Origin of the sequence: Streptomyces sp. NPDC101110, assembly GCF_044759525.1 — a bacterium.
Taxonomy (GTDB): domain Bacteria; phylum Actinomycetota; class Actinomycetes; order Streptomycetales; family Streptomycetaceae; genus Streptomyces.
Genome location: NZ_JBIVZM010000005.1, coordinates 226,798 through 245,251 on the forward strand (window position 1 = coordinate 226,798; position 18,454 = coordinate 245,251).

Consider the following 18,454-nt stretch of genomic DNA (forward strand, 5'->3'; position numbering starts at 1 on the left):
CTGCCGACAGCGGCACTCAAACGTGTGCGCTGTTCTCGTGCTGGTGGGAGTTCCTCTGGGAGTCAGCCGAAGTAAATCCGAACGCAAACGCTTGCGCAACCACAGGAGCGGGTTTACGGTCTCGTCACTCCCTCACACGCCGATGTGCTCCGGGCGACCCCGAGCACACGGCGCCCATCCGATCCAGGAGCGTCCCGTGACGGTCAGCATCACCGATGTCGCCGAGGCCACCGGAGTCTCGGCGTCCACCGTGTCCCGCGCCCTGCGTGGCCGTCCCGGCGTGTCGGAGGAGATGCGGGCCCGGATCGTCGCGGCCGCCGCCGACCTCGGCTACACCGCCTCGCGCTCGGCCTCCAGCCTGGCCAGCGGACGCACCTACACCATCGGCGTCGTCGTCCCGTATGTCGGCCGCTGGTTCTTCGGCACCGTGCTGGACGCCGCCGAGAAGGTCTTCAGCGCCGCCGGCTACGACGTCCTGCTGTACAACCTCGGCTCACCCGAGGCCCGCAAGCGCTTCTTCACCAAGCTCCCGATCCGCAAGCGGGTCGATGCCGTGCTGTCCCTGCTGATCCCCGACCCGGAGGAGGCCGCCGCCCTGCGGTCCCTGGACGTGCCGCTGGCGACCACGGTCGGCGGCGCCCGGCCCGGCTTCACGGTGGTCGGCATCGACGACCGGGGCGGCGCGGAGAGCGCCGTACGGCACCTGGTGAACCTCGGCCACCGGCGGATCGGCATGATCTCCGGCGCCAGCGAGCCGCTGCACTGGACCACGCCCGTCGACCGCCGGCAGGGCTACCTGGACGTGCTCGCCGACTCCGGGATCGAGCCCGACCCCGCCCTGGAGGCGGACGGCGGTTACACGGTCGAGGGCGGCGAGCGGGCCATGACCGAACTGCTGGCGCTGCGCCAGCCGCCGACCGCCGTGTTCGCCCAGTCCGACGAGATGGCGATGGGCGCCCTGCGCGCCCTGCGCCGGCACCGGCTGCGGGTCCCGGAGGACGTGTCCGTGGTCGGCTTCGACGATCACGAGCTGTCCGAGGTGGTCGGGCTGACCACCGTGGCCCAGCCGGTCGCGGCCCAGGGCCGGGAGGCGGCCCGGCTGCTACTCGCGCAGCTCGACGAGCCGGACGCCGGGCCGCCGCGCCCCGTCGAGATGCCCATCCGCTTCATCCTCCGCGAGACCACCGCCCCGCCGCACTCCGGCCGGCAGCGGTAGCGCCGCGTCCTTTCCTTCCCCGACCCGCTGCTTCCCCTGTTTCCCCCTCCCCACCGTCCGCGCATCCACCGCACACCCCGCTCGGAGGCACCATCATGATCACCGGCCACGGAAGACACCGTCGTACGGGCCTGACGGCCCTCGCCCTGCTGCCCCTGGCCGCGCTGGCCGCCTGCGGCGGGGGCGGTGGCGGCACCGACACCTCCGCCGAACAGGGCAGCGGCAAGGGCACCATCAGCGTCTGGGCCCACCAGGGCCAGGCGAGCGAGGCGACCGCACTGCAGAACGCGGTGAAGTCCTTCAACTCCTCGCAGAGCGACGTCAAGGCCGAGCTGAAGCTCATACCGGAGAAGGACTACACGAAGACCATCACCGCCACCGACGCCTCCGAACTGCCGGACGTGCTGGAGTTCGACGGCCCGACGATGGCGAACTTCGTCTACAACAGCAAGCTCGCCCCGGTCGACGGCCACGTCTCCGCCAAGACCCTCGGCAACGCCACCGACGCGATCAAGGCGCAGGGCGAGATCGACGGCAAGCACTACGGCCTGGGCATGTTCGACGCCGGGCTCGGCCTGTACGCCAACAAGAAGCTGCTGGACGCGGCCGGCGTGACCTATCCGAAGGGCGTGGACGACGCCTGGACGGCCGAGGAGTTCGGCAAGGCGCTCAAGGCGCTGAAGGGCAAGGACTCCGACGGCAAGGTCCTCGACCTCTCGGAGCAGTACGGCCTGGCCTCCGAGTGGGGCACCTTCGGCTTCTCCCCGATCGTCTGGTCGGCCGGCGGCGCCCTGCTGAAGGACGGCAAGGCCGAGGGCGCCCTCGACAGCCCGAAGACCGTCTCCGCGATGAAGACCTTCCAGTCCTGGAAGCCCTACGTCGACCCCAACACCGACGGCAACGCGTTCGCCAAGGGCAAGGTGGCGCTGAGCTGGGTCGGCCACTGGAACTACCCCGCCTACAGCGAGGCCCTCGGCGACGACCTCGCCGTGCTGCCGCTGCCCGACTTCGGCAACGGTCCCAAGACCGGCCAGGGTTCGTGGGCGTGGGGTATCGGCGCCGACAGCAAGAACGGCAAGGCCGCGGGCGCCTTCCTGGACTACCTGCTGAACGACACCAACGTCGGTGCCATGACGAAGGCCAACGGCGCGGTGCCCGCCACCAAGTCGGCCCTCGCCAAGAGCGAGCTGTACAAGAAGGGCGGCCCGCTCCAGCTCTTCGCCGACCAGCTGGCCAAGCCGTGCGGCGACAGCGACATCACCTCCTCCTGCGTCGCCGTCACCCGCCCGGTGACCGCCGGATACCCCACCGTCACCGCCAAGTTCAACACGGCCCTCAACTCGATCTACGGCGGCGCCGACCCCGGGGAAGCCCTCCGGAAGGCCGCCCGCGCCATCGACCGGGACTTCACCGACAACGCCGGCTACGAGATCCCGTAACCCGCAGGACGCATCGGCCCGGGCGGCCGCCGTCGACGTGGTGACACCGTCACCGACCGGCCACGACCGCCCCGCCGGGAAGAGGACCCCTGTCGTGAAAACCGTGGAATCCGCACAGGCCGCGGGCCCAGACCGGGCGCAGGCCGTTTCGTCCGCACCTCCCGCGAAGCCCCCGCGTGCCGCCCGCGGCAACCGTGACCGGCTGCACGGGCTGCTGATGTCCGCCCCGGCCGTCGTCGGGCTGATCGCCTTCGTCGGCATCCCATTCGGCTACGCCGTGGTGCTCTCCTTCTACAACGTCCGCCTCGGCTCGCCGCTGGAGCCCGCCTTCTTCGGCGTGGAGCACTACCGGCGGCTGTTCACCGACCCCGACCTGTCGGGCCCGTTCCTGCGGGCGCTGCTGAACAACCTGACCTTCGCCGTCGTCGTCGTACCGCTCCAGACGGGTCTGGCGCTGGCGCTGGCGATCCTGCTCAACCGCAAGCTGAGGGCGATCGGCCTGTTCCGGTCCTTCTTCTTCATGCCGGTGGTCTTCCCGATGGCGCTGGTCGCCGTGATCTGGCGGCTGATCCTCGCCCGCAGCGAGCAGGGCATGCTCAACTCCCTGCTGGACGCGGTGAGTTTTGGCAACTGGGGCGCCTTCGACTGGCTCGGTGACGGCCTCACCGCGATGGGCTCGGTCATCGTGCTGTCGGTGTGGCAGGGCGTCGGCTTCCAGATGGTCATCCTGCTCGCCGGCCTCCAGCAGATCCCGGGCGAGCTCTACGAGGCCTCCCAGCTGGACCGGGCCTCGCGCTGGCAGCAGTTCCGGCACGTCACCCTGCCCGGCATCCGCGGCACCCTGGTGTTCGTCGCGATGCTGACCTCGGTGCTGTCCTTCCGGGTCTTCGACCAGGTGTACGTCCTCATCCGGGGCGGCGGCCTGGACGAGGACGCCACCCGCACGGTGATGTACCAGGCCGTCACCACGGCCTTCGACCAGAACGACATCGGCCAGGCCTCGGCCGTCACGGTGGTGTTCTTCCTGATCGTCGTCGCCCTGACCATCGTCCAGCGCCGCGTCGTCCGGCCCGACAACGAGGACTGACCCACCCATGGCCATGACCCGTACGCCCGTGCGCCGCGTCCTGGACTACACCGTCCTGAGCGTCCTGGCGTTCGTCTTCGCCCTCCCCGCGCTCTACCTCTTCCTCGGCAGCCTCAAGCCGTCCGACGAGGTCCTGAACGGCCTGTCCGGCTTCCTGCCCACCCACCTCTCCTTCGACAACTACACGGCCGTCCTCGACAGCCTGAACTCCGAGAGCACCGGCTACTTCTGGCAGTTCATGGGCGTCTCCGTGCTGCTGTCGTTCGTGGTGGTGACGGGCGGGCTGATCGTCAACTCGATGGCGGCCTACGGGCTGACCCGGCTGAAGTGGCGCGGGCAGAACGCGGTGTTCACCCTGGTCCTGCTGCTGATGCTGATCCCGTTCGAGTCGGTCGCGGTGCCGCTGTTCTACATGTTCAACGGCCGGCGCAACACCCTGTTCATCCAGGCGCTGCCGTTCGTCGCCAACGCCTTCGCGATCTACCAGTTCCACACGTTCTTCAAGAAGATCCCGACGTCGATCGAGGAAGCGGCCCGGCTGGACGGGGCGGGCCCCTGGCGCACCTTCTTCGCGATCATCGTGCCGATGTCCAGGCCGGTGTTCGCCTCGGTCGCCATCCTCACCTTCCTCATCCAGTGGGGCTCGTTCCTGTGGCCGGTGCTGATGGTGTCCGACCCGTCCGTGCGCCCCCTGCCGCTGGAGATGAGCGTCTTCCAGGGCCAGCAGCCCCCGGACTGGGGCCAGATCCTCGCCTTCGGCGTGCTGCTGGTGCTGCCCGTGCTGATCGTCTTCGCGTTCTTCCAGCGCTGGTTCGTCGAGGGCGTGGCGAGCTCGGCCGTCAAGGGCTAGAGGGCCGTCACCGCCAGTGTCCGGATGCATCCTGGACGCATGACGGATCTCGAAGCACAGCTGCGTGCCGTCGTCCGGGGCGAGGTCGGGTTCGACGTCACGTCCCGGGCGCTGACGACCATGGACGCGTCCAACTACCGGCGGGTCCCGGCGGGCGTGGTCGCTCCGCGTGACGCCGACGACGTCGCGGCGGTGCTCGCGGTGTGCCGGGAGCGAGGCGTGCCCGTGGTCGCCCGCGGTGGGGGCACGTCCATCGCCGGGCAAGCCACCGGCACCGGTGTCGTCCTGGACTTCACCCGGCACATGAACCGGCTGGTCGCCCTGGACGCCGAGGCGCGGACGGCCGTGGTGCAGCCGGGGCTGGTGCTGGACCGGCTCCAGGAGGCCGCCGCCCCGCACGGCCTGCGGTTCGGGCCCGACCCCTCCACCCACAGCAGGTGCACGCTCGGCGGCATGATCGGCAACAACTCGTGCGGCTCGCACTCCGTGGCGTGGGGCACGACCGCCGACAGCGTGCGGGAGCTCGACGTCGTCACCGCCCGGGGCGCGCGACTGCGACTCGGGCGGGACTGGGCCGGGGCGCCGGGCGGGCTGCGGGAACTGGCCGAGGCGGAACTGGCGCGGCTGCGCACCGGATTCCCGGAACTGCCCCGCCGGATCTCCGGATACGCCCTGGACGCCCTGCTGCCGGAGAACGGCGCCGACGTGGCCCGCTCCTTCTGCGGCTCCGAGGGCACGCTCGGGGTGCTGACGGAGGCCGTCGTACACCTCGTCGAGGCGCCACGCGCGCGTGCGCTGGCCGTGCTGGGCTACGCCGACGAGAGCGCGGCGGCCGAGGCCGCGGCCGGGCTGTTGCCGTTCGGGCCGCTGACGGTGGAGGGCATGGCGGCGGACCTGGTGCGGTCCACGGCCGAACTGCCGCGGGGCGGGGCCTGGCTGTTCGTCGAGACCGGCGGGGAGACGGCGGGGGAGGCACGCACGCGTGCGGAGGCGATCGTGCGGGCCGCCGACGTCGTGGACGCGCTCGTGGTCACCGACCCGGCCGGACAGCGCGCGCTGTGGCGGATCCGGGAGGACGCGAGCGGCACGGCGACGCGCATGCCGGGCGGGACCGAGGCGTGGCCGGGCTGGGAGGACTGCGCGGTGCCGCCCGCCCGGCTCGGGGCGTATCTGCGGGACTTCCGGGCGCTGATGGCGGCGCACGGGCTGCGCGGCACGCCCTACGGGCACTTCGGGGACGGCTGCATTCACGTCCGGATCGACTTCGACCTCCTCACCGAGGCCGGTGTCACCCGCTTCCGCCGCTTCTCCGAGGAGCTCGCGGACCTGGTGGTGGCGCACGGCGGCTCGCTGTCCGGGGAGCACGGCGACGGGCAGGCGCGGGCGGAGCTGCTGCCGAGGATGTACGGGGCCGAGATGATCGGCCTGTTCGAGCGGGTCAAGGGCGTGTGGGACCCGGACGACCTGCTCAACCCCGGGATGCTGGTCCGCCCCGCGCCCCTGGACAGCGGCCTGCGCTTCTCCGTCCTGCCCCGCGAACCGGTCGACGTGGCCTTCGGCTACCCCGCCGACGGCGGTGACTTCGCGGCGGCGGTACGGCGCTGCGTGGGCGTGGCCAAGTGCCGTACGACGTCGGTGTCCGGTTCGGCCGTCATGTGCCCGTCCTTCCGGGCGACGGGCGCGGAGGAGCACTCCACGCGCGGGCGGGCCCGGCTGCTGCACGAGATGCTCGCCGGCGAGGTGGTGACGGACGGCTGGCGCTCGGAGGAGGTCCGGGACGCTCTGGACCTGTGCCTGTCCTGCAAGGGCTGCCGGTCGGACTGCCCGGTCGGGGTCGACATGGCCACGTACAAGGCGGAGTTCCTGCACCGGCACTACGCCGGCCGGCGCCGGCCCGCCGCGCACTACGCGCTGGGACGGTTGCCGGTGTGGCTCCGCGCGGTGTCCCGTACGCGCACGGCACGGCTGGTCAACGCGCTGTCCGCGGTACCGCCCCTCGCCTGGGCGGCGAAGCGGCTGGGGGGTCTCGCGCCGGAACGGGAGATCCCGCGGGTGGCGACGCGGACGTTCAGCGGGTGGTGGGAGCGGCGCGGGGGCGGCGGTGCCGGTGCAGGGGGTGCTGCCGGTGGCCGCGAGCCTGCTCGTGGTGGTTCGGGCGGTGCCGGGCGGGGGCCGCTCGTCGTTCTGTGGCCCGACACCTTCACCGAGCATCTCTCGCCGGCCGTGGGACAGGCAGCCGTGCGGGTGCTGGAGGCGGCCGGGCTGCGGGTGGCGTTGCCGCCGACTCTGCGGCTGGAGAAGCCACCGGTGGGCGACGGCAGGACGGTCGCCCTCGACCCGCTGTCGCTGTTGCGTGGCCGGGGGCGCGTCTGCTGCGGGCTGACGTACGTGTCGACGGGGCAGCTGGAGCGGGCCCGGGCCGTCATGCGCCGCACGCTCGACCTGATGGAACCGGTCCTGGAGACCGGCGCCCCGGTCGTCGTGCTGGAGCCGAGCTGCGCGGCGGCCCTGCGCACGGACGTCCCCGAGCTGCTGCACGACGACCCGCGCGCGGCCCGCCTCGCCGCGAAGGTCCTCACCTTCGCCGAGACGCTGGAGCGCCACGCTCCCGGCTGGACGCCGCCGCGCGTGGACCGTCCGGTGGCCGGGCAGACCCACTGCCACCAGCACGCGGTGCTGGGCGACGCCGCCGACCGCCGACTGCGGGAAGCGGCGCTGCTCACCGGTGAACTGAGCGGCGGCTGCTGCGGCCTGGCGGGCAACTTCGGCTTCGAGAAGGGGCACTTCGAGGTGAGCGCCGCCTGCGCGGAGGAACAGCTCCTGCCGTCGGTGCGGGACGCCCCGCAGGACACGGTGGTCCTCGCGGACGGCTACTCCTGCCGCACCCAGCTGGAGCAGCTGGCGGGCGTGCGCGGCAGGCATCTGGCCCAGGTGCTGGCCGAGGCATTGGACGGGCACCCCGAGCGCGAGGGGACGTGAGGCGTTCGGGCTACGGGGCGGGCGGCTGTGTGGTGGGGCGTTCGGGGTGCGGGGCGGGCGGGCTGTGTGGTGCGGTGTTCGGGGTGCGGGGCGGGCGGGCTGTGTGGTGGGGCGTTCGGGGTGCGGGGCGGGCGGGCTGTGTGGTGGGGCGTTCGGGGTGCGGGGCGGGCGGGCTGTGTGGTGAGGCGTTCGGGCCACGGGGCCGGTGGACCCGAGTGTCTGAGCCGGGGAGGGCCGATGCCGCTCCTAGGCTCGCGGAACCAGTCACCGCCCGCCGAGGGCCGCTGCTCGAAGGAGCCCGCGCATGAGCGTCCGCGTCCAGCCGATCACCCGTGACGAGCACCTCGCGTTCGTCACGGCCCGCCCCTCCGCCAGCCACACCCAGGTGCCGTCCTGGGGCGAGGTGAAGCCCGACTGGAAGGCGGAGAGCCTCGGCTGGTTCGACGACGGCGGGCAGCTCGTCGGCGCGGGACTGGTGCTGCTGCGTCCCCTCCCCGGGCCGCGGCTGCCCGGACTGCCGCGCTACTTCGCGTACCTGCCCGAAGGCCCGCTCCTCGACTGGCACGAGCCCGGCCTCGACCGCCTGCTGGAGCCGATGCTCGCCCACCTGAGACTGCGGGGCGCCTTCGCGGTGCGGATGGGCCCGCCGGTCGTGGTGCGCCGCTGGAGCGCCGACGCGGTCAAGGCCGCGATCGCCGATCCGGCCGCCCGGCGGCTGCGCGACGTGCGGGCGACGTCGTACGAACCCCGGGCCGGCCAGGTCGCGGACCATCTGCGCCGCATGGGCTGGCGGCAGACCGGGCCCGGCGAGGACGGCTTCGCCGCCGGGCAGCCCCGGTACGTCTTCCAGGTGCCGTTCGCCGGCCGGTCGCTGGAGGACATCCACAGCGGCCTGAACCAGCAGTGGCGCCGCAACATCAAGAAGGCGGAGCAGGCCGGGGTGAAGGTCGTGCGCGGCGACCTGGAGGACCTGCCGGCCTTCCACGAGCTGTACAGCGAGACGGCGGAGCGGGACCGCTTCGTCCCGCGCCCGCTGCCGTACTTCCAGCGCATGTGGCGCGCGCTCACCGCCGAACACCCCGACCGGATGCGGCTCTACCTCGCCTACCACGACGGCGAGGTGCTCGCCGCGGCCACCATGCTGACCGTCGGCGACCACGTCTGGTACTCCTACGGCGCCTCGACCGCCCGCCGCCGCGAGGTCCAGCCGAGCAGCGCCGTGCAGTGGCGCATGATGACCGACGCCCACGAACTCGGCGCCGCCGTCTACGACCTGCGCGGCATCACCGACACCCTGGAGGAGTCCAGCCATCTGCTGGGCCTGCTCCGCTTCAAGGTGGGCACCGGCGGCGAGGCCGTGGAGTACCTCGGCGAATGGGACTACCCGCTCAACCGGCTGCTCCACAAGGCGTTCGGCCTCTACCTCTCGAGGCGGTGACGTCTCACGCCCTGGGACAGAGGCAAAAAGGGTTCACGCACCTGACGGAGTCCATTACCCTGGACTGTGCAGTACATCGGGATGCACATTGAGTGTGTCCGGGTGTACGCACCGCACACGCGCACCACCCGGACACCGCCCCCCGAGCCCAGGACCCGCCCGTGACCACGCCGGAGACCACCGCCACACCCCAGCCCACCGCCGGTGCCGCCGCCTCCGCGGCCGGCCCGGGCCGTCTCGGCTCGCTCGGACCCGTGGGCCTGGTGCTCGCGGGCGGGATCTCCGTCCAGTTCGGCGGCGCCCTGGCGGTGACGCTGATGCCCAGGGCCGGTGCCCTCGGAGTCGTGGCGTTGCGCCTGCTGGTGGCGGCGGTCGTGCTGCTCCTGGTCTGCCGGCCGCGGCTGCGCGGCCACTCGCGCACCGACTGGGGCACGGTCGTCGTCTTCGGCATCACCATGGCCGCGATGAACGGCCTCTTCTACCAGGCCGTCGCGCGCATTCCGCTGGGCCCCGCGGTCACGCTGGAGGTCCTCGGCCCGCTCGCCCTCTCGGTCCTCGCCTCCCGCCGCGCGATCAACGTCGTCTGGGCGGCGCTGGCCCTCACCGGCGTCTTCCTCCTGGGCGGCGGAGGCTTCGACGGTCTCGACCCCACCGGTGCGGCCTTCGCGCTGGGGGCGGGCGCCATGTGGGCGGCCTACATAGTCTTCAGCGCCCGTACGGGCCGCCGCTTCCCGCAGGCGGACGGGCTGGCGCTGGCGATGGCGGTGGGGGCGGTGCTGTTCCTGCCGCTGGGCATCGCCGAGTCGGGGGCGAAGCTGCTCGACCCGGTGACCCTGGGTCTGGGCGCGGCGGTCGCCCTGCTCTCCTCGGTCCTGCCCTACACCCTCGAACTGCTCGCCCTGCGCCGCCTGCCCGCGTCCACCTTCGCGATCCTGATGAGCCTCGAACCGGCCATCGCCGCGACGGCCGGCTTCCTCATCCTCGACCAGGCCCTCGACGCCGCCGAGGCCGCCGCGATCGCCCTCGTCGTCGCGGCGAGCATGGGCGCGGTGCGCACCCAGGTGGGTCCGGGGCGGAGGAAGAAGGCGGCACTGGAGAGCACGGGCCTGGAGGGCTGACCGGCCACGCGACGACCGTCCCGTCGACCCGGTGCCCAGTCGTCGGTCCGGGCGGGTGGTCTATACGGTGCCCGGCCGTCGGTCCGGGCGGGTGGTCTTTACGGGGCCCGGTCGTCGGCCCCGCCCGGCTGTGGGCCAGGCGGGTTGTCGAGCCGGTGCCCGGCCGTCGCCCTGGGCGGGTGGTCGCCCCGGAATCCGGTCGTCGGGGCAGGTGGTCCACCCGGCGGCACGTCGTCGGTCCGGGCCGGTTGCGGGCCTGGCCCTGCCGTCGGCCCGGCCCCGGTTGTCAGTGTCCGGTGCCACACTGCCCGCATGACCGCATCGGGCCCGAAGGCCGACCTCCTCCGCTATCTCCAGGACGCGCGCGATGCCCTGCTCTGGAAGCTCGACGGACTCTCGGAGTACGACATCCGCCGCCCCCTGACCCCGACCGGCACCAATCTGCTGGGGCTGGTGAAGCACGCCGCCGGGGTGGAGCTGGGGTACTTCGGGGACACATTCGGCCGCCCGTTCTTCACCGAGAACCCACCGCCCTGGTGGTACACGCAGGACGCCGACCCCAATGCCGACATGTGGGCCACCCCCGAGGAGTCGCGCGAGGACATCGCCGGGCTGTACCGCAAGGCGTGGGAGCACGCGGACGGCACGATCGGGAAGCTGCCGCTGGACGCCACCGGCCACGTCCCCTGGTGGCCCGAGGAGCGGCGGGAAGCCACCCTGCACCACCTCCTGGTGCGCGTGATCGCCGACACCAGCCGTCACGCCGGCCACGCCGACATCGTCCGCGAAGTCATCGACGGAGCGGTCGGCCTGACGCCGGGCAAGGGCAGCATGCCGCCGGGCGACCGGGCCATGTGGGACACCCATCGGCACCGGCTGGAGGAGGCGGCGAGGGCGGCGGACCGCACCGTCTGAACCCACCGCGGCGAGCGGGCCCGGGCAGCGCGCGGTCCGGCGCGCCGGCACCCCGCGCCGGCACCCCGCGCCGCGCCGGCACCCCGCGCCGAGCCGGCCCGCCCGGCGGCGCCGGCCCGCGCACCACGTGTATTGATCCCGCCCCCGAGGAGCACGCTTCCGGCCACCCCGACAATTTCATGCAAGCACGCTTGATTGTTTCTGGTGCCGCTGCCATGCTCCTCAGCACGCCGCACCACCCCGCACACCGCCACACCCCGCACACCGCCGTGCCCCGAGGGGAGCGCCCCGTGTCCGATCCGATGCCCGTGATCGACGATCTGCGCGAGGAGAGCGAGGAACTCGACCGCCTCATGGCCGGGTTGTCCTCGCAGCGCTGGTCGCTCACGACCCCCGCGCCCGGCTGGACCGTGGCCCACCAGATCGCCCATCTCGCCTGGACGGACCGCTCGGCCCTGCTCGCCGTCACGGACCCCGACGGCTTCCACACGCTGGTCGAGAAGGCCCTCGCCGCGCCGGACTCCTTCGTCGACCAGGGCGCCGAGGAGGGCGCGGGACTCCCGCCCGGCGAGCTGCTCGCCCGCTGGCGTGACGGCCGTACGGCACTGGAGGAGGCCCTGCGGGCCGCTCCGCCGAAGGCGCGCTTCCCCTGGTACGGCCCACCCATGTCGGCCGCCTCCATGGCGACGGCCCGCCTCATGGAGACCTGGGCCCACGGACAGGACGTGGCCGACGCCCTCGGTGTGGTGCGCCCACCCACCGACCGGCTGCGGCATGTGGTCCGGCTCGGGGTCCGAACCCGGGACTTCGCCCACGGCGTGCACGGCCTGACCCCGCCCGCCGACCCGTTCCGCGTCGAACTCCGCGCCCCCTCCGGCGACCTGTGGACGTACGGCCCCGAGGACGCCCCGCAGCGTGTCACCGGATCGGCCCTCGACTTCTGCCTCCTGGTCACCCAGCGTGCCCACCGTTCCGACCTCGCGCTGCGCGCCGAGGGCCCCGACGCCGACCGCTGGCTCGACCTCGCGCAGGCCTTCGCCGGCCCGCCGGGCGGCGGACGCCCGCCGAGGGGGACCGCCTCATGACCCTCCGCATCGGCAACGCCTCGGGCTTCTACGGCGACCGCTTCGACGCGATGCGCGAGATGCTCACCGGCGGCGAACTCGACGTCCTCACCGGCGACTACCTCGCCGAGCTGACCATGCTCATCCTCGGCCGGGACCGCCTGAAGGACCCCGCCGCCGGATACGCCCGCACCTTCCTGCGGCAGCTGGAGGAGTGCCTCGGGCTCGCGCACGAGCGGGGCGTCAGGATCGTCACCAACGCCGGCGGCCTCAACCCGGCCGGACTCGCGGACGCCGTGACGCGGTTGGCCGACCGGCTGGGCATCCCCGTACGCGTCGCTCATGTGACGGGCGACGACCTCACCGCCGCGCACCCCGGCTCCCTCGCCGCCCACGCCTACCTCGGCGGCTTCGGCATCGCGGAGGGCCTGCGGGCGGGCGCCGACGTCGTCGTCACCGGGCGAGTGACGGACGCGGCGCTGGTCACCGGGCCAGCCGCCGCGCACTTCGGCTGGACCCCGGGGGACCACGACCGGCTCGCGGGCGCGGTGGTCGCGGGGCACGTCCTGGAGTGCGGGACGCAGGCCACCGGCGGCAACTACGCCTTCTTCCGGGACGGCGACGTCCGCCGCCCCGGCTTCCCGCTCGCGGAGCTGCACGAGGACGGCAGCTGCGTCATCACCAAGCACCCCGGCACCGGCGGCTTCGTCGACGTCGGCACGGTCACCGCGCAACTGCTCTACGAGACGGCCGGTGCCCGGTACGCGGGGCCCGACGTCACCGCCCGGCTGGACACCGTGCGGCTGAGCCAGGACGGGCCCGACCGGGTGCGGATCGAGGGCGTGCGCGGGGAGGCGCCGCCGCCCACCCTCAAGGTCGGCCTCAACCGGCTCGGCGGCTTCCGCAACGAGGTCGTCTTCGTGCTCACCGGCCTCGACATCGAGGCCAAGGCCGCCCTGGTGCGGGACCAGATGGAACCCGCCCTTGCCAAGGTCGCCGACGTGCGCTGGGAGCTGTCCCGCACCGACCGCCCCGACGCGCCGACCGAGGAGACGGCGAGCGCGTTGCTGCGGCTCGTCGTACGGGACCCCGACCAGGAGACGGTCGGGCGGTCGCTGAGCGGGGCGGCCGTGGAGCTGGCACTCGCCGGCTATCCGGGCTTCCATGTGCTGGCCCCACCCGGAAAGGGCTCGCCCTATGGGGTCTTCGAGGATGTGTACGTCCCCCATGGGGGAGTCGACCATGTGGCCGTCCTCCACGACGGGCGCCGGATCCCCGTGCCACCCGCCCACGACACGGCCGCACTCGAGGCGGTGCCGGAGCCGCCCCTGCCGGAGCCGTCGGAGCCCGGGCCCACCCGGCGTGCCCCCCTCGGACTGGTCGCGGGTGCCCGCAGCGGCGACAAGGGCGGCGACGCCAACGTCGGGGTGTGGGCGCGCACGGACGACGCCTGGCGGTGGCTCGCCCACGAGCTGACCGCCGACCGGTTCCGCGAACTGATCCCCGAGAGCCGCGAGTTGACCGTCGTACGGCACGTGCTGCCGAACCTGCGCGCCCTCAACTTCGTCGTCGAGGGGATCCTCGGTGCCGGTGTCGCCGCGCAGCACCGCTTCGACCCGCAGGCCAAGGCCCTCGGCGAATGGCTGCGCTCCCGCCACCTCGACATACCGGAGGCCCTCCTGTGACCGTCCTGACCTCCGGGCTCGACCCCCACGGTCCCGGCTTCCGGGCCAACCGCGAGGCGATGCTCGCCAAGCTCGCCGCCCTCGACACCGAGCACGCCAAGGCCCTCGCGGGCGGTGGCGAGAAGTACGTCGCACGGCACCGGAAGCGCGGCAAGCTCCTCGCCCGCGAGCGCATCGAGCTGCTCCTCGACCCCGACACGCCGTTCCTGGAACTGTCCCCGCTGGCAGCGTGGGGCAGCGACTACACCGTCGGCGCGTCGCTCGTCACCGGCATCGGGACGGTCGAGGGCGTGGAGTGCCTGATCACCGCCAACGACCCGACCGTGCGCGGCGGGGCGAGCAACCCCTGGTCGCTGAAGAAGGCCCTGCGCGCCAACGACATCGCGCTCGCCAACCGGCTGCCCTGCATCAGCCTGGTGGAGTCGGGCGGCGCCGACCTCCCCTCCCAGAAGGAGATCTTCATCCCGGGCGGCGCCATCTTCCGCGACCTCACCCGGCTGTCCGCCGCGGGCATCCCCACCGTCGCGGTCGTCTTCGGCAACTCCACGGCCGGCGGCGCCTACATCCCCGGCATGTCCGACCACGTGATCATGGTCAAGGAGCGGGCGAAGGTGTTCCTCGGCGGTCCGCCGCTGGTGAAGATGGCCACCGGCGAGGAGAGCGACGACGAGTCCCTGGGCGGCGCCGAGATGCACGCCCGCACCTCGGGCCTCGCCGACTACTTCGCCGTCGACGAGCCGGACGCGCTCCGCCAGGCCCGCCGCGTGGTCGCCCGCCTCAACCACCGCAAGGCGTACGAGGATCCGGGGCCGGCCGAGCCGCCCAAGTACGACGCCGAGGAGCTGCTGGGCATCGTTCCCGGCGACCTGAAGAGCCCCTTCGACCCGCGCGAGGTCATCGCGCGCATCGTCGACGCCTCCGACTTCGACGAGTTCAAGCCGCTGTACGGGACCAGCCTGACCACCGGCTGGGCCACCCTCCACGGCTATCCCGTGGGTGTGCTGGCGAACGCCCGGGGCGTCCTCTTCAGCGAGGAGTCCCAGAAGGCCGCCCAGTTCATCCAGCTCGCCAACCAGCGCGACATCCCCCTGCTCTTCCTGCACAACACCACCGGCTACATGGTCGGCAAGGAGTACGAGCAGGGCGGCATCATCAAACACGGCGCGATGATGATCAACGCGGTCAGCAACAGCCGCGTGCCCCACCTCTCCGTCCTCATGGGCGCCTCCTACGGCGCCGGCCACTACGGCATGTGCGGCCGCGCCTACGACCCCCGCTTCCTGTTCGCCTGGCCCAGCGCCAAGTCGGCCGTCATGGGCCCGCAGCAGCTCGCGGGTGTCCTGTCGATCGTCGCCCGTCAGTCGGCCGCCGCCAAGGGACAGCCCTACGACGAGGAGGCGGACGCGGCCCTGCGCGCCATGGTGGAGCAGCAGATCGAGTCCGAGTCGCTGCCGATGTTCCTGTCCGGGCGGCTCTACGACGACGGCGTCATCGACCCGCGCGACACCCGCACCGTCCTCGGCCTGTGCCTCTCCGCGATCCACACCGCCCCCTACGAGGGCGCCCGCGGCGGCTTCGGCGTCTTCCGGATGTGAGGAACCTTCAGTGATCACTACTGTGCTGGTCGCCAACCGGGGCGAGATCGCCTGCCGCGTCTTCCGCACCTGCCACGACCTGGGCATCCGTACCGTCGCCGTGCACTCGGACGTCGACGCGAACGCCCTGCACGCGCGCGTGGCCGACGTGAGCGTACGACTTCCGGGGCAGACGCCCGCCGACACGTACCTGCGCGGCGACCTCATCGTGAAGGCCGCCGTCGCCGCCGGGGCGGACGCCGTGCACCCCGGCTACGGCTTCCTCTCCGAGAACGCCGACTTCGCCCGGGCCGTCCTGGGCGCGGGCCTGCGCTGGATCGGCCCGCCCCCGGACGCCATCGAGGCGATGGCGTCCAAGACCCGCGCGAAGCAGCTCATGGGCATCCGGCCCCTCACCGACGTCACCGGGACCGACCTGCCCGTGCTGGTGAAGGCGGCGGCCGGCGGCGGCGGCCGCGGCATGCGCGTCGTACGCCGACTCGCCGACCTGGAGGGCGAGTTGGCCGCGGCCCGGGCCGAGGCTGCGAGCGCCTTCGGTGACGGTGAGGTCTTCGTCGAGCCGTACGTGGAGAACGGCCGTCACGTCGAGGTGCAGATCCTCGCCGACACCCACGGCACGATCCGGCCCCTCGGCACCCGCGACTGCTCCCTGCAGCGCCGCCACCAGAAGGTGATCGAGGAGGCCCCGGCGCCCGGCCTGTCCCGGGAGCTCGAGGAGGAGGTCCGCGCGCTCGCCGTACGGGCCGCGCGGGCCGTGGACTACGTGGGCGCGGGAACGGTCGAGTTCCTCGTCGCCGGCGGCCGGGCGCACTTCCTGGAGATGAACACCCGCCTCCAGGTCGAACACCCGGTCACGGAAGCCGTGTTCGGCGTCGACCTGGTGGCGGAGCAGATCCGGATCGCCGAGGGGCACCCCCTCGCGGCCGACCCGCCGCACGCGCGTGGCCACGCCGTCGAGGCCCGCCTGTACGCCGAGGACCCGGCGCGCGACTGGTCCCCGCAGACCGGCACCCTGCACCGACTGACCGTCCCCCCGTCCGTCCGCCTGGACACCGGGTACACGGACGGCGACGAGATCGGCGTCCACTACGACCCCATGCTCGCCAAGGTGGTCGCCCACGCGCCCACCCGCCCGGAGGCCCTGCGCATCCTGGCCTCCGCCCTGGAACGGGCCGTGATCCACGGCCCCGTCACCAACCGCGACCTCCTGGTCCGATCCCTGCGCCACCCCGAGTTCACCGCGGCCCGCATGGACACCGGCTTCTACGAGCGTCACCTGCCGGACCTGACCGCACCGTCCCCCGACCCGCACGCCCCCCTGGCCGCCGCCCTCGCCGACGCCCACGGCCGATCCCGCTTCGGCGGCTGGCGCAACGTCCCCGCGCAGCCGCAGACCAAGCGGTACCTGATGGCGGGCGAGGAGCACGAGGCCCGCTACCGGCACACCCGGCAGGGCCCGGAGGCGGACGGGGTACGGGTGGTGCACGCGGACGCGCACCTCGTGATCCTCGAAGTGGACGGGGTGGAGCGGAAGTACGAGGTCTCCCGCTACGGCGACCGCATCCACGTCAACACCACCACCCTGACGGCCCTGCCCCGCTTCCCCGACCCCACCACGCAGCACGCCCCGGGCTCCCTCCTGGCGCCGATGCCGGGCACGTGCGTCCGAGTCGCCGACGGCCTGACGGCAGGGGCGCCCGTGAAGGCGGGCGAGCCCCTGCTGTGGCTGGAGGCGATGAAGATGCAGCACAAGATCACGGCCCCGGTGACCGGAACGCTGACCGACCTGTGCGTCGTACCGGGACAGCAGGTGGAGCCGGGCGCGCTCCTGGCCGTGGTGAAGGAAGCCCCGTAAGGGGCGCGGGGAACTGCGCGACTAGCCACATCCGGCCCGCACCGAAAGGACTCCCCATGGACACCGAAGACCACAAGGCGCTCCGGGAAGCCGTCGCCGCCCTCGGCAAACGCCACGGCCGCGGCAACGACCCCGCCCAACTCTGGTCGGATGCAGGAAAACTCGGCTACCTCGGAGTCAACCTCCCCGAGCAATACGGCGGTGGAGGCGGCGGCGTCTCCGAGCTCTCCATCGTCCTCGAAGAGCTGGGCGCAGCCGGCTGCCCCCTCCTGATGCTGATCGTCTCACCGGCCATCTGCGGCACGGTCATAGCCCGCTTCGGCACGGACGCCCAGAAAGAAGCCTGGCTCCCGGGCCTTGCCGACGGCACCCGTCTCATGGCCTTCGGCATCACCGAACCCGACGCCGGCTCCAACAGCCACCGCATCACCACCACGGCCCGCCGCGACCAGGACAGCGGCGACTGGCTCCTCACCGGCCGCAAGGTCTTCGTCTCCGGTGTGGACATCGCCGACGCGACCCTCATCGTCGGCCGCACCGAGGACGCCCGCACCGGCCGCCTCAAGCCCTGCCTGTTCATCGTCCCGCGCGACACCCCCGGCTTCACCCGCAGCCCCATCGACATGGAACTGAACGCCGCGGAGAAGCAGTTCGAACTGGTCCTGGACGACGTACGGCTGCCTTCCGACGCCCTGGTCGGCGACGAGGACGCCGGCCTCCTCCAGCTCTTCGCCGGCCTCAACCCCGAACGCATCATGACCGCCGCCTTCGCGATCGGCATGGGACGGCACGCCCTGACCGGAGCCGTCGAGTACGCCCGCGACCGCAGCGTCTGGAACACCCCCATCGGTGCCCACCAGGCCATCGCCCACCCCCTGGCCCAGGCCCACATCGACCTCGAACTCGCCCGCCTGATGATGCAGAAGGCCGCCGCCCTCTACGACGCGGGCGACGACATGGGCGCCGGAGAGGCCGCCAACATGGCCAAGTACGCCGCCGGGGAAGCCTGTGTGAAGGCCGTCGACCAGGCCGTGCACACCCTCGGCGGCAACGGCCTCACCCGCGAGTACGGCCTGGCCCGGCTGATAACGGCAGCGCGCGTGGCTCGTATCGCACCGGTGAGCCGGGAGATGATTCTCAACTACGTCTCCCACCAGACCCTGGGCCTGCCCAAGTCGTACTGAGAAGCCTGAGACGGCCCGCGCCGCGAGGA

At 72.8% G+C, this 18,454-nt stretch carries 13 protein-coding genes; all 13 read left to right on the forward strand.

The window, feature by feature from the left end; all coding sequences use genetic code 11:
- The first annotated feature begins 196 nt into the window (after window positions 1-196).
- The 13 genes from ACIQU3_RS13550 to ACIQU3_RS13610 all read left to right on the forward strand — a co-directional run bounded on the left by ACIQU3_RS13550 (window position 197) and on the right by ACIQU3_RS13610 (window position 18,425).
- Window positions 197-1,216, forward strand: coding sequence for a LacI family DNA-binding transcriptional regulator (locus tag ACIQU3_RS13550; RefSeq protein ID WP_403740294.1), 1,020 nt, complete (start codon window positions 197-199; stop codon window positions 1,214-1,216).
- Between the two features lie 95 nt (window positions 1,217-1,311).
- On the forward strand, window positions 1,312-2,655 hold the full coding sequence (locus ACIQU3_RS13555) for an ABC transporter substrate-binding protein (RefSeq protein ID WP_403740297.1): 1,344 nt from the start codon (window positions 1,312-1,314) through the stop codon (window positions 2,653-2,655).
- Window positions 2,656-2,749: 94 nt separating this feature from the next.
- Window positions 2,750-3,742: a carbohydrate ABC transporter permease gene (locus ACIQU3_RS13560; protein WP_403740301.1), complete on the forward strand. Its 993-nt coding sequence runs from the start codon at window positions 2,750-2,752 to the stop codon at window positions 3,740-3,742.
- A gap of 7 nt (window positions 3,743-3,749) precedes the next feature.
- Window positions 3,750-4,592: a carbohydrate ABC transporter permease gene (locus ACIQU3_RS13565; RefSeq protein WP_403924933.1), complete on the forward strand. Its 843-nt coding sequence runs from the start codon at window positions 3,750-3,752 to the stop codon at window positions 4,590-4,592.
- Window positions 4,593-4,631: 39 nt separating this feature from the next.
- The gene (locus tag ACIQU3_RS13570; RefSeq protein ID WP_403924936.1) at window positions 4,632-7,571 is read left to right on the forward strand and encodes an FAD-binding and (Fe-S)-binding domain-containing protein; all 2,940 of its coding nucleotides are present in this window, start codon (window positions 4,632-4,634) and stop codon (window positions 7,569-7,571) included.
- A 304-nt stretch (window positions 7,572-7,875) separates the two neighbouring features.
- A complete protein-coding gene (locus ACIQU3_RS13575) occupies window positions 7,876-9,009 on the forward strand; it encodes a lipid II:glycine glycyltransferase FemX (protein WP_403740313.1) in 1,134 nt (377 codons plus the stop codon).
- Window positions 9,010-9,170: 161 nt separating this feature from the next.
- Window positions 9,171-10,127 carry an EamA family transporter gene (locus tag ACIQU3_RS13580; protein ID WP_403740316.1) on the forward strand — a complete coding sequence of 319 codons (957 nt, stop codon included), beginning with the start codon at window positions 9,171-9,173 and terminating at the stop codon, window positions 10,125-10,127.
- Window positions 10,128-10,439: 312 nt separating this feature from the next.
- A complete protein-coding gene (locus ACIQU3_RS13585; protein WP_403740320.1) occupies window positions 10,440-11,042 on the forward strand; it encodes a DinB family protein in 603 nt (200 codons plus the stop codon).
- Between the two features lie 290 nt (window positions 11,043-11,332).
- Window positions 11,333-12,127, forward strand: coding sequence for a TIGR03084 family metal-binding protein (locus tag ACIQU3_RS13590; protein ID WP_403740323.1), 795 nt, complete (start codon window positions 11,333-11,335; stop codon window positions 12,125-12,127).
- Window positions 12,124-13,791, forward strand: coding sequence for an acyclic terpene utilization AtuA family protein (locus ACIQU3_RS13595; RefSeq protein WP_403924938.1), 1,668 nt, complete (start codon window positions 12,124-12,126; stop codon window positions 13,789-13,791). Before ACIQU3_RS13590 ends, ACIQU3_RS13595 begins: the two co-directional genes overlap by 4 nt.
- Entirely contained in the window at window positions 13,788-15,386 is a 1,599-nt protein-coding gene (locus ACIQU3_RS13600; RefSeq protein WP_403924941.1) for an acyl-CoA carboxylase subunit beta, read from the forward strand. The genes ACIQU3_RS13595 and ACIQU3_RS13600 overlap by 4 nt, the downstream gene beginning before the upstream one ends.
- 10 nt (window positions 15,387-15,396) lie before the next feature.
- A complete protein-coding gene (locus tag ACIQU3_RS13605) occupies window positions 15,397-17,241 on the forward strand; it encodes an acetyl/propionyl/methylcrotonyl-CoA carboxylase subunit alpha (RefSeq protein WP_403924944.1) in 1,845 nt (614 codons plus the stop codon).
- A gap of 56 nt (window positions 17,242-17,297) precedes the next feature.
- On the forward strand, window positions 17,298-18,425 hold the full coding sequence (locus ACIQU3_RS13610) for an acyl-CoA dehydrogenase family protein (RefSeq protein ID WP_403740336.1): 1,128 nt from the start codon (window positions 17,298-17,300) through the stop codon (window positions 18,423-18,425).
- The last annotated feature ends 29 nt before the right edge of the window (window positions 18,426-18,454 follow it).

Bases quoted from the DNA above. Each gene is read 5' to 3' on its own strand.
- ACIQU3_RS13570 (WP_403924936.1), top strand. From the start codon at position 4,632: ATGACGGATCTCGAAGCACAGCTGCGTGCCGTCGTCCGGGGCGAGGTC.
- ACIQU3_RS13555 (WP_403740297.1), top strand. From the start codon at position 1,312: ATGATCACCGGCCACGGAAGACACCGTCGTACGGGCCTGACGGCCCTC.
- ACIQU3_RS13575 (WP_403740313.1), top strand. From the start codon at position 7,876: ATGAGCGTCCGCGTCCAGCCGATCACCCGTGACGAGCACCTCGCGTTC.
- ACIQU3_RS13585 (WP_403740320.1), top strand. From the start codon at position 10,440: ATGACCGCATCGGGCCCGAAGGCCGACCTCCTCCGCTATCTCCAGGAC.
- ACIQU3_RS13610 (WP_403740336.1), top strand. From the start codon at position 17,298: ATGGACACCGAAGACCACAAGGCGCTCCGGGAAGCCGTCGCCGCCCTC.
- ACIQU3_RS13595 (WP_403924938.1), top strand. From the start codon at position 12,124: ATGACCCTCCGCATCGGCAACGCCTCGGGCTTCTACGGCGACCGCTTC.
- ACIQU3_RS13565 (WP_403924933.1), top strand. From the start codon at position 3,750: ATGGCCATGACCCGTACGCCCGTGCGCCGCGTCCTGGACTACACCGTC.